An 11784-nucleotide genomic window follows, 5' to 3' on the forward strand; every position below is an offset into this window, starting at 1 on the left:
GAAGGGGCCGCCCGCCCCTTCCTCTTGACCCAAATATCCCCGCCGGAGGCGCCTGCCCTTTCGGCAAGCGCTTCGGCTCACAGCTTGTAGATGCCCTCGAATTTCCGCGTGAGATAAGCCAGCAGCGGCGTCTCGGTCGGCTCGAACCCGCAGGCATGCCGGATCGTCTCGCGCGGCGTGCGCAACCCGCCGTGGACGCGCAGGTTTTCGTCGAGCCATTGTTTCGCGGGCGTCGCATCGCCCTCGGCGAGGGCTGCGTCGATCCCGGGCGTAACCGCGCGCATCGCCTCGTCCAGACAGCCCGCATAGACATTGCCGAGCGCATAGGTCGGGAAATAGCCGAACAGTCCCACCGACCAGTGTACATCCTGCAGGAAACCCTGGCTGGGCTTGGTGACCTTCACGCCGAAATCCTGCTCGAAGCGGGCATTCCACGCCTCTTCGAGATCGGCGACCTCCAGCTTGCCCGAGATCAGATCGCGCTCCAGATCGAAGCGCAGCATGATGTGGAGGTTGTAGTTCAACTCGTCCGATTCCGTGCGGATGAAGCCCATGTCGACGCGGTTGACCAGCGCGTGGAAGGCCTCCCTATCCATGCCGAGATCGCCGAACGCATCGGTCATGCGCTGGTGCAGCCAGCCGGTGAACGGGGCCGAGCGGCCAAGCTGGTTCTCGTAGATCCGGCTCTGGCTTTCATGCACGCCCATCGAGACGCCATGGCCCAGCGGCGTGAAGCGATAAGCCGCGTCGATCGCCTGCTCGTAGGTGGCGTGGCCGACCTCGTGGATCGTCGAGTAGATATTGCCGAACGGGTCGCTTTCGGAGATGCGCGTCGTGATGCGCGCATCATCGCCGCCGCCCGAGGAGAACGGGTGAACCGACATATCCAGCCGCCCGCGCGTCCAGTCATAGCCGAAGGCGGAGGCGCATTTACGCGCGAGCCGCAGCTGGGCGTTCTCGGGGAAGACCTTGTCGAAGGGCTGCGGCGAGATCTCCGAGCCCAGCACCCGGTCGCGCAGCTCCACCAGCGGGCCGCGCATCCGGTCGAAGACGGTGGCGATTTCCTTCGACGTCGCGCCCGGCTCATAGTCGTCGAGCAGCGCGTCGTAGAGATTGCCCTCGGACAGGCATTCCGCCTCTTCGCGCTTCAGGCGCACAACCTCTTCCAGCGTCGGCAGGAAGGCGGACGCGTCCTCGTTGGCGCGGGCCTCGGCCCAGATGCCCTGGGACAGAGAAGTCAGCCGCGCCATCTCGGTCGCGAGGCGCGCCGGGATACGGGTCGCGCGGTTGTAGCTGCGCCCGACCAGATCGAGAATGCGCGCGCTCACCGCGTCGTCGGCCTCGGCGCGGGCCAGCCAGTCTTCGATACGCGGATCGGTGCGGCGCGCATGCAGCACCGATTCCAGCGCCGCGGATTCCTCGGCGCGCTGATCGGCGGCGCCGCGCGGCATCATCACTTCCTGATCCCAGCTCAGCAGCCCGGCGATATTGCCCAGCGCTTCGGTTTCGCGCTGATGCGCGAGCAGGTCCTGATAGGCGCTCATACGCGGCCCTCCCGGATGGAACGAACAAGGGGGAAGCGCGCCATGTGACGCGCGCGGATCACGAGGACCCATGTAATAACGGCGCCGAACTGATGGATGAGACCCAGCCACCAGTAATTCACCAGCTCAAGCGCGGTGGTGATGCCCAGCACCATCTGGAAGAAGATCATCGCGGCCATCAGCGCGAAGGCTTCCTTGGTGCGCGGATGGGCCGAGCTGCGCGCGCGCCATGCGGCATAAAGGCCCGAGGCGAAGACGAGATAGCCGACCATCCGGTGCATGAATTGCACCAGCGCCGGGTTCTCGAAGAAGTTGCGCCAGATCGGCGTGTAATCGAAGCTCTCGGAGGGCAGGAACTGTCCGTTCATCGAGGGCCATGTCGGGAAAGCGAGCCCGGCGTCGATCCCCGCGGTCAGCGCGCCGAGAAGAATCTGCACGAAAACCAGCCCGATCAGCACCGAGCCGATCCGGGTCAGGCGCGGTTCGGCCAGTCTACGTGCCTGCAACAGCGCCGATTCCGGGCGCGAGAGTTGCAGCGCGAACCAGGAGATCAGACCAAGGATGATGAAAGCGAGGCCGAGATGCGTGGCCAGACGATAAGAGGCGACCGACGTCATCCGCCCCACGAGGCCCGAAGACACCATCCACCAGCCGATCGCGCCCTGCAAACCGCCCAGTATCCCGAGACTGAACAGTCGACCCGTCCAGCCGGTCGGGATTTTCTTGGTCAGCCAGAAGCCGATGAAGCCGATGAACCAGACCATGCCGATCAGGCGGCCCAGCTGCCGGTGCCCCCATTCCCACCAGAAGATGCCCTTGAACTCGGACACGGTCATGTTCGGGTTCATGTATTTGAACTGCGGGCTCTCTTTGTAATGAGTGAATTCCGCCTGCCAGTCCGCATCGCTCATCGGCGGGATCGCACCCGAGATCGGGTCCCAGCGCGTGATCGACAGACCGCTATCGGTGAGGCGCGTGGCCCCGCCTACCGCGATCATCGCCACGACCAGCGTGAACAGCACGAACAGCCACATCCGGATCGCCCGGCGCGCGCCGCGCGGCTTGGCGTCGATCATGCCTCCCTTGGGCTCGGCCCGTTTGGCACTGCCCTCGGCTCCGACTTCCTCGAAGATGCTGCGTTTTTCGGCCATGCGTGCGGACCCCCGGCTTGTCTGTCGGCTTTACTCGGCAAGAATTTGCGCGTGGGCAAACTAGGCCGCCCCCTTACCGGGGGCAAGGGGGCGGGAGAGCGCGGGATGCGCGGGCCGAGGCCACTTAGGCGTGATCGCGATGCGTCAGTCGAGATCTTCGCGGACGATGCGATCTTGCGAGACGCCGAGCTCTTTCAGCGTGGCCTCGAGCTCGTCCACCATTTCGTGGGGGCCGCAGACATAGAACTTGCCGCTCTCCTTCTCGACATAGGGCGCGAGGAAGCCGCGATCGATCTTGGCGGTTTGCACGCCCGCGCCGGGATCGTCCTGCTTGGTCACGGTCCAGACGGTCTCCAGCCCCGACATCGCCTCGAACTCGTCGCGCAGGATGATGTCGTCCTCGGTCTTGTTGGAGAAGATCAGGCGGCAACCCTCCAGCGTACCTTCGCGGGCCAGTCGCGCGCGCAGGATCGAGATGAAGGGCGTCACCCCCGCCCCGCCCGCGATGAAGGTGCCGGGGCCCTTGTCCTTGATAGCGCCCCACGGGTCGGAGACTTCCACCGCCTCGCCGGGCTTGAGCGTCGCGATCTGCTCTGTCACGCCGTCATGGTCCGGATAGGACTTGATGACGAATTCCAGCGTGTCGCCGTCCACCGGGTTCGTGAAGGTGAAGGGGCGCTTCTCGTCGGTCCAGCCCTCCCGGGTCAGGTTCAGCTCGACCGCCTGACCGGGGTCGAAGTCGAACCCGTCGGGGCGCGGGAAGACGAGGTGATGCGTGTCATGGGTGACGGGGCTGATACTTTGCAATTCGAGACGGGTGCTCATGAACGGCTCCTTTCGTTGAAGAGCGAACGCGAGGCTTTGCGCAGGCGTTCCCATCCGATCCGCGGAATGCGCAAAGAAAAGGGCCGCGCGATTGGATGTCGCGCGACCCTTGGGGATTTCGAGGGGTAGCGGCGCGATCAGAAGCCGAGCGCCGCGCGGATCTGATCGACCACCCCTTCCACGAGTTGCGGATTGTCGCGGGCGCTTTGCACCGCCGTGCGCAACTGCGCCTTCGTGGCCTCGGGCAGCTCGGACGTATCGACGATGTCGATCACCCTGTCGGCGTCGAACCCTTCCACGGTCAGCGCCTTCGCGGCGCTCATCACGCCCTGGCCCTGCACCGGCGTCTGGGTATCGCCACCGCTCGCGGCGCCTGCGGGGGCTGCCGCCTGCGTCGCATTGGTGGCGGCGGCCGCGGCGTCGGCGGCGGCATTCGCGGCTTGGCTGGCGGCCTCGGCGGCTGCTTGCGCCGCAGAACTCGCCCCCTCGATCGCGGTCTCGCTCGCATCGGCCTGCGCGCCGCTGGCTGCGGACGCCGCCGCGTTCGCAGCCTTCGCGGCCGCTTCCGCTGCCGCCGTCGCGGCCTTCGCGGCATCGGTGGCGGCGGCACTGGCCGCATCGCTGGCGGAATTCATCGTGGCTTTCGCAGCCTCGTTCGCAGCCGAAGCGGCGTCCTTGGCGGCGCTGGTCGCGTCGCTCGCCGCCTGCTTGGCTGTATCGGTCGCTTTCGAGACGGTATCGGCAGCGCTCTGGGCAGCATCGGAGGCAGCAGTTTGCGCCTGATCGGCCCCCTTCTTCGCGGCCTCTTTCGCGGCATCCGCCGCATCCGACGCCGCGTTCGAGGCGGCATCCGTCGCGCCTGCCGCCGTGTCCTTCATGCTTTCCGCGGCATCCGAGGCGGCCTGCGTCGCCTTGTCGGCCGCGTCGGAAGCGGCTTGGGTCGCCTTGTCCGCGGCGGCCTTCACCGACTCGCTTGCGGATTTCACCGCATCGCTGGCCTTGTCGGCCATGGTCTTTCCGGCGCTCTCGGCGCTCGTAGCGGCCTTCGGCGTCGCATCGGTCGCTTCGGTTCCGTCCGAGATATCGGTATTCAGGATGATCAGTCCGGCGGCCACCCCCAGCACCACGATCACTGCTGCCACAAGCTTGTTCATCACGCTATTTCCCTTGATTGTCTTGCTCTGCGGGCCCTCTTCGCCCGACCACGATCTTCGAACGCAGCGGCCCGCGAGGCCCGCGATCGCGCGGCAAACGCCTTGGCCCTGCCCGGCGGGACACAACGCAGATCCTCCCTGCCCGGTTCCCGTGCCTTTGCGGTTGAATACGGCGGCACTCGGGACTATCTTTTCCGCCCGAAATTACTCAATGGCTACAGAAGGATTCCCACCATAGCCCGCAGACCCCACAACGCCCCGCCGACCCGTGATACCGGCCCCCGAGTGAACGGACGCATTCGCGCGCCCGAGATTCGCCTGATCGGTGCAGAGGGTGAGAATGTCGGCGTGGTTTCCCCGCGCGAAGCGATGGCCATGGCCGAAGAGGCCGGGCTCGATCTCGTGGAGATTTCGCCCAACGCCAACCCGCCCGTCTGCAAGATCATGGATTTCGGCAAGTTCAAATACGAACAGCAGAAGCGCGAAGCCGAAGCCCGCAAGAAGCAGAAGACGATCGAGATCAAGGAAGTCAAATTCCGCCCGGGCACCGATGTGCACGACTATGACGTCAAGATGCGCAACGTGGTGAAGTTCCTCGAGAACGGCGACAAGGTGAAGGTCACCCTGCGCTTCCGCGGCCGCGAGATGGCGCACCAGGATCTGGGTCTCGAGTTGCTCAACCGCGTCCGGAGCGACGTGGGCGAGTTGGGCAAGGTCGAGAACATGCCCAAGCTCGAAGGCCGCCAGATGGTGATGATGATCGCCCCGGCCAAATAAGCGGCCGAGCCTTCCGAGACGGTTTGAACCCTCCCCTCACCGGGAGGGTTTTTTCATGGCCCGTGGCGTGCGGCGGGCGATTTTCCAGAGGTTGAAAATTAAAGCGCCGCGGGAGGGAGACCCGCGGCGCGTTTGGGGAAAGACGAGGGAGAACGTCTGTTCCTCTGGTCGGGTTCTGTGCGGCGTCGACCGCGTCAGGGAGATCAAGAACCCGATGCACTTGTGATATGGGAGTATCCGTGTGCTGAACTTGACTTAGGTCAAAACTCATCGCGTTTGAACTGCGACAAACTGTTCCAATGGTCACGTTTCTGGCAGGCTCGGTGAGGCGGGCGTGAGGAGAACCACACCCCTCGCCGATCCACCCTCCTGCAAGGCTGTATTTTCGGGCTCTGAGAGCACACGACGCGCTCACGCGAGCGCCTCGCCCCGCGCCGTCATTGGGGGGCTTTTTTCGCGGTCTGATCCGCTGTCGCGCGCGCTCCGCCGCGATTGCCCCGGTTTCGCCATTCCCATCGCGCGAAATCGCCCCGTTCGGAGGCGACATCGATTCCCGGACGCGCGGGTTCGCGTGGCCTTTATCGCGTCGCCCCCTGCATGCTAGTTGCAACGAGAGGCAGTTTCGAGATCGACATGGGCAAGCAACGAGTGATCCGGCGCAGGATGGAGGCGCAAACGGGCAAGCCCGCGCTGCTCGACGCGGTGGGCTGGACCGACGAGACCGATCTCGGCCCCCGTCACCATCTGCGCGCCTTCTTCGCCGCCCCTTCGCAGGCCGAGGATCTGAACCTCGACCCGGTGCCGGGCGCCGCGCATCTGGCCGAGGCGCGCAATGTCGCGGGCGCGGTGATGGGGATCTATGAACCGACCGCGCCGGGACCGATCCAGGCCGCGATGGCCGGGCCTGATGGTCCGGTATTGCGTGAGATCACCCCTGCCGCGCCAGATTGGGACATGTTCGAGGGCCGCAACTGTCTGTTTGGGCTTCGGCTGGAGGAAAGCGTCGAGACGGTGCTCGATTGGCTCTGCTGGCATCACGACCATCACGGCGCAACGGGCGCGGTGATCGTGAACCGCGCGCCCGAGGGCAGTCCGGCAGGTAGCGGCGAAGCTTTCGCCGACGCGCTGGAGGCGGGCATGGCGCTGCGCGAGCTGGACCTGCCGGTCGCGATCCTTGAAAGCCCGCTGCCGCTCGGCAAGCCGGGGATGGGGCCGGAGAACCATGTCTTCCTCGCCCCGGACGCGCCCGGCAAGGACCGGATGGAGCCGCCCGCCCCCGATCCGCAGCTGAGCCCGCTGGGTCAGGCGCTGATCTTCGAGATCGCGAAATGGCGGTTCTTCGCGAAGGCGGCCTCGGTGCTGGTGCTCGACGTGACCGATCTTCTGGCGGCGCGCGAGCCGGGCCAGCCCTCGGCTTTCGAGGCCACGCAACAGGCCGAGAACGGCGTGATCCTTCTGGTGGGCCGCCGAATCTACCCTTGGCGCGTGCGCAACGATCAGCCCGCGCGCTTTCCCGACCATATCTGCCGTCAGTTCGACGCCCGGCGCGGCATCGCGCGCTGGGGCTGCGCGCCGACCAAGGCCGGACTGGACAATACGTGGCGGCTGCTGCGCGTCAGCTATTGCCGCCCCGATCCGGGGCTGACCTATGGCTTCTGGCGCGCGATGGCGCTGCGGGTGCCGGGCACCTCGCCCGCGGAACTCGCGCCCAAGACCTCGCTGGTGGAAGACCCGCGCCTGCTGCAGATGTCGCGCGATGTCTGGGGATTCAAGCCGGTGCGCCCACCGGTCTCCAAGGTGAAGGACGCGCCCGCGCAGGCGGTCGAGGCAGGCCGCACCGCCATCGTCACCACGATGAAGAACGAAGGCCCCTTCATCCTCGAATGGATCGCCTATCACCGCGCGATCGGGGTGGATGATTTCCTCGTCTATACGAACGACTGCACCGACGGCACCGATACGATGCTCGATCTGCTGCAGGCCAAGGGCTACGTCCAGCACCGCGAGAACCCGTTCCGCACGATGGTCGATATGAAGCCCCAGCACGCCGCGCTGGCGGCGGCGGAGACCGAGCCGGTCATCACCAAGGCGGGCTGGGCTATCTGCATGGACGTGGACGAGTTCATCAATGTGAAGATCGGCGACGGCACGCTGAAATCGCTGTATCAGGCGATGGGCGAGGCGAACATGATCTCGCTCACCTGGCGGCTGTTCGGCAATAACGACGTCCACGAATACGAGGACAGCTTCATCACCGGGCAATTCACCCGCTGCGCGCCCGAGATCGTGCGCAAGCCGCATCAGGCCTGGGGCTTCAAGACGCTGTTTCGCAATATCGCGCTCTACAAGAAGCTGGGCGTTCACCGCCCCAAGGGGCTGAACCCGGACCTCTGGGATCAGGTGAACTGGCTCAACGGCTCGGGCCAGCCGATGCCGCGCGAGATGTTCCGCAATGGCTGGCGCTCGACGCTCGACACCTATGGCTATGACTGGGTGCAACTGAACCATTACGCGGTGCGCTCGGCCGAGAGCTTCCTCGTGAAGCGCGACCGCGGCCGGGTGAACCATGTCGATCGCGATCAGGGGCTGAACTACTGGTTCCGGATGAACCATAACGCGGTCGAGGATCGCTCGATCCAGCGGATGCTGCCTGCGGCCCGCGCCGAGTTCGACCGGATGATGGCCGATCCCGAGATCGCGGCGGCGCATCACCACGCTGTCGCCAGCCACCGTGCGAAGATCGCGGAGCTGATGGCGCGCCCCGACCAGCGGGAGTTCTACGAGACGCTGACATCGGAGCGGTTCGAGGCGCTCTCGCGGATGCTGCATGTCTTCGGCTCTGCCGTGTTCAACACCGGCCCGCACGTAATCCCCGACGACCTGCATGCCCGAGACCTGCCCGCGGATTTCTTCTTTACCGTCGAAGCTCCGGACGAGGCCGCGCACTAGGCGCGCCGCCTTTACCCAGGCGCGCCCTGACCTAGCTTTCCGGTCAAAGGAAAGGATACCAAACATGGCACGCATTTTCGTCATCGGCGCGACAGGCGGCGTCGGGCATCGGCTGGTCCCGCTTCTGATCGACGCAGGCCACGAGGTTACGGCGCTGCACCGCAAACCCGAGCAGGCCGACAGCCTGCGCGCGATGGGAGCCACACCCGTTCAGGGCGATCTCATGGAACTCACCGCGGGCGATTTCGAACCGATGTTCGAGGGACAGGACGCGGTCGTCTTCTCGGCGGGGGCTGCAGGCTCCGGGCTCGAACGCACCACCCGGATCGACGGCGACGCGCCGCTCGACGTGATCGCCGCGATGAACCGGATGAGCGTGCCGCGGCTCTACCTCGTCTCGGTCTTCCCCGATGCGGGGCGCGGCAAGGAGATCAAACCGGGCTTCGAGCATTACATGCTGGCGAAGAAAACCGCCGATGCCGCCGTGGTGGCGAGCGGGGTCGACTATGTCATCCTGCGCCCCGGCACCTTGATGGATGAGGATGGCGACGGGCGCGTGGCGCTGGCCCATGCGCTGAATTACGGCTCGGTCGCGCGCGGCCATGTCGCGGCGGTGCTCGCGGCCCTGATCGACACCCCCGAGGTGAGCCGTGAAATCCTCGAGCTGACCGACGGCAACGAAGAGATCGCTGCAAGCGTGGCAGCCCTGCCGCGCCGCGTCACCGTGTGATCCCAACCACTTGCGAGCGCGCGCGGCCCCTCTAGAGTGGCGCAATGCGTGCGCTCGCGATCACATCCGTCAAGAATGAAGGCCCGTTTCTGCTGGAATGGCTGGCCCATCACCGCGCCATCGGCTTTACGGATTTCCTTGTCTTTTCCAACGACTGCGACGACGGCACCGATGCGATGCTGGATCGGCTGCAGGAGATCGGCTGGCTGACCCATGTGCCCAATCCCGGCCCGTGGAAGGAAGGCCCTCAATGGGCCGCGCTGAAACAGGCCGATGCCCATCCGCTGGTGGCCCAGGCCGACTGGATCGCGGTGATCGACGTTGACGAATTCGTCACCATAAAGACGGGTGACGGCACGCTGGACGCGCTGATCGAGGCCGTGCCGCAGGCGACCGCTTTCGCGATGACATGGCGACTGTTCGGCAATTGCGGCGTGGTCGGCTTCGAGGATCGCCCCGTCACGCAGCAATTCCCCCGCTGCGCGCCGCCGGACATGCTCTGGCCGTGGCGCGCCTCGATGTTCAAGACGCTGTTTGCCAATACCGGCGCCTATACCAAGCTCGGCGTCCACCGCCCCCGCGCGCCACAGGACGACAAGCTGGCGGGCACGCTCTGGGTCGACGGATCGGGGCGGAAATTGCCGCCGCACTATCAGCGCCAGAAGCTGTTCACCCCGCCCGGCAGCGCGCCCTACGACCTCGTGCAGCTCAACCATTACCCGCTGGGGTCGATGGAAGGCTACCTCGTGAAATGCGACCGGGGCCGGTCGAACCGGCGGGCCGGCGCCTTCGACATGTCCTACTGGGTAGAGCGCAATTTCTCGGAGGTGGAGGACGATTCGATTCGTCGCCACGATGCGGGCACGCAGGACGCTCTTACAGAGCTGAGCGCCGATCCCGAGCTGACCCGCCTGCACAATGCGGCAGTTCTGTGGCGCAAGGAGCGGGCCCGCACGCTTTTGCGCGAAGAAGCCTACCGCGGGCTTTTCGGCCGGCTTCTCCTGTGCCCGCCGAGCCGCCCGCTCTCGCCTCAAGCCGCTAAGCTCATGGTGCGCCTTGCAAAAGCGGCCGCGGCCGAAAACCCGTAAACAAACATCCGAAAATGGGCCAATTGTCGCCTGTTAAGAAATGTGGCGGCAGATTCCTCGCTTGGCTCCTATTTGTGCCCCTTTCTTGCGGTGATACGTTGGGAGAGCAGAATTGGCGGTGTCCCGCCCGCATCCGCAACCCGCGAGATGCGCACGAAAGCTGAAAGAGGCGAAGGTGAGCAAGGCAGACACGGAGTGGCGCGCACGGCTGGAAGAGATCGCGGACGAGACCGGCTATTACGAGCCGCTCGGCACCGATCACGAGGTGCTGTTCCATGACGACTCGCCCGTCCTGATCGTCAGCTTCGAGACCCGAGCCCAGATCGAGGCCGATGCCGACGAGGCCCTGCCCTTCGGCTACAAGATCGCCCGCGACGAAGGCTGGTCCGCGCTCAGCGTGATCGCTTCGGACGAAAGCTGGTTCCGGGATTCGGCGGTCTATGCCTATTTCGACCGACTCGTCGACGAGGCCTTCTTCGAAGATTTCGACCGGGTGGTCTTCTACGGTGCGGGCCCCGGCGGCTACGCGGCGGCGGCTTTCTCGGTCGCGGCGCCCGGCGCCACGGTGGTCGCGCTCGCCCCGCAGGCGACGCTCGATCCGACGCTCGCGGGCTGGGACGACCGTTTCCCGCAGACCCGCCGCATGTCCTTCACCGATCGCTACGGCTTCGCGCCCGAGATGCTCGACGGCGTAGCGCAGGCGTTCATATTCTATGACCCGTTCGAGCGACTCGACGCGATGCACGCAGCACTGTTTGCGCGGCCGTGCGTATCCTTGATGCCCTGCCGGCATATCGGCCCGGACCCGGCGACGGCGCTGCTCGACATGGATATTCTCGACGAGGTGCTGATCGCGGCTGGCGCTGGCAAGCTGACCCCGTCGCTGTTCTGGACTTTCTTCCGCGCGCGGCGGCTGTCGAGACGCTATGTCTTCCGCCTGCTCGACCACCTGCGGAGGGCGCGCCGTCCGGTACTGGAGGCGATCATGTGCCGCGCGGTCGGGACGAGCCAGAACCGCCCGAAATTCCGCAATCGCTACGAAGCGCTCGCACAGAGGCTCGCCGAAGAAGGGATCGAGTTGCCCGAGCCATTGCAACGCGCGGGCGCCGCCTGAAACCCCGAACAGTATTGCAGACATGTAAAAAGGGCGCGCCCCGGCGGGGGGCACGCCCTTTTTCAATACGTGGCGCTTCGGCGCCCCGGACCGGGTTCAGATGTAGAAACGGTCGCGGAACACGTGGCGCACGATGCCGTCACGGGTCAGACCCATATCGGTAAGCTCAGCGTCGCTTTTCGCGTCGAGCGCGCGGATTTGATCTTGGCGCGACTGGCGCTCCATGTAGGCGACGAGGCCTTGTGCGATTGCTTGGCCCATACGAGCGAAGATCGATTGTCCGCCATGGGCGGTGGTAACGAATGCCATGGAAACCTCCTGAGGGTTTAGCGTACAGGTTCGTTTCCTCCCTTGGCGATGAACTTAGGTCAGCCTCGCTGCCTCTACTACCGCCATCTGCGCATCCCCGCCATGCATATGCTGCAGCGCGGCATGCGCGCACCCTCTGGATT

Annotated in this window: 10 protein-coding genes; 5 read left to right on the forward strand and 5 right to left on the reverse strand. The window is 65.5% G+C overall.

Annotated elements, in window-relative coordinates:
* Window positions 1-77: 77 nt before the first annotated feature.
* The 4 genes from DEM26_RS07395 to DEM26_RS07410 all read right to left on the reverse strand — a co-directional run bounded on the left by DEM26_RS07395 (window position 78) and on the right by DEM26_RS07410 (window position 4674).
* Window positions 78-1544, reverse strand: a complete 1467-nt coding sequence (locus DEM26_RS07395; protein ID WP_109172051.1) for a carboxypeptidase M32 — start codon at window positions 1542-1544, stop codon at window positions 78-80.
* Window positions 1541-2695 (reverse strand): heme A synthase, encoded by a 1155-nt coding sequence (ctaA, locus tag DEM26_RS07400; protein ID WP_109172052.1) that lies wholly within the window; start codon window positions 2693-2695, stop codon window positions 1541-1543. Before ctaA ends, DEM26_RS07395 begins: the two co-directional genes overlap by 4 nt.
* 144 nt (window positions 2696-2839) lie before the next feature.
* Window positions 2840-3520 carry an FAD-binding oxidoreductase gene (locus DEM26_RS07405; RefSeq protein WP_088718435.1) on the reverse strand — a complete coding sequence of 227 codons (681 nt, stop codon included), beginning with the start codon at window positions 3518-3520 and terminating at the stop codon, window positions 2840-2842.
* Window positions 3521-3657: 137 nt separating this feature from the next.
* On the reverse strand, window positions 3658-4674 hold the full coding sequence (locus DEM26_RS07410) for a hypothetical protein (protein WP_088726424.1): 1017 nt from the start codon (window positions 4672-4674) through the stop codon (window positions 3658-3660).
* 285 nt (window positions 4675-4959) lie between these two features.
* Between DEM26_RS07410 and infC the strand changes: the two genes are divergently transcribed.
* The 5 genes from infC to DEM26_RS07435 all read left to right on the forward strand — a co-directional run bounded on the left by infC (window position 4960) and on the right by DEM26_RS07435 (window position 11332).
* Window positions 4960-5451, forward strand: a complete 492-nt coding sequence (gene infC, locus DEM26_RS07415) for a translation initiation factor IF-3 (protein WP_233243048.1) — start codon at window positions 4960-4962, stop codon at window positions 5449-5451.
* A 633-nt stretch (window positions 5452-6084) separates the two neighbouring features.
* Window positions 6085-8400, forward strand: a complete 2316-nt coding sequence (locus DEM26_RS07420; RefSeq protein ID WP_109172053.1) for a glycosyltransferase family 2 protein — start codon at window positions 6085-6087, stop codon at window positions 8398-8400.
* Window positions 8401-8464: 64 nt separating this feature from the next.
* Window positions 8465-9130, forward strand: a complete 666-nt coding sequence (locus DEM26_RS07425; protein ID WP_088726422.1) for an SDR family oxidoreductase — start codon at window positions 8465-8467, stop codon at window positions 9128-9130.
* 44 nt (window positions 9131-9174) lie between these two features.
* The gene (locus DEM26_RS07430; protein ID WP_088734161.1) at window positions 9175-10218 is read left to right on the forward strand and encodes a glycosyltransferase family 2 protein; all 1044 of its coding nucleotides are present in this window, start codon (window positions 9175-9177) and stop codon (window positions 10216-10218) included.
* 175 nt (window positions 10219-10393) lie between these two features.
* On the forward strand, window positions 10394-11332 hold the full coding sequence (locus DEM26_RS07435; RefSeq protein WP_233243049.1) for a phosphoadenosine phosphosulfate reductase: 939 nt from the start codon (window positions 10394-10396) through the stop codon (window positions 11330-11332).
* Between the two features lie 96 nt (window positions 11333-11428).
* Here the strand turns inward: DEM26_RS07435 and DEM26_RS07440 are convergent, their stop codons facing one another.
* Window positions 11429-11641 carry a DUF1127 domain-containing protein gene (locus DEM26_RS07440; RefSeq protein ID WP_109172054.1) on the reverse strand — a complete coding sequence of 71 codons (213 nt, stop codon included), beginning with the start codon at window positions 11639-11641 and terminating at the stop codon, window positions 11429-11431.
* Between the last annotated feature and the right edge of the window lie 143 nt (window positions 11642-11784).

Origin of the sequence: Thioclava sp. NG1, assembly GCF_003122275.1 — a bacterium.
Taxonomy (GTDB): Bacteria; Pseudomonadota; Alphaproteobacteria; order Rhodobacterales; family Rhodobacteraceae; genus Thioclava; species Thioclava nitratireducens.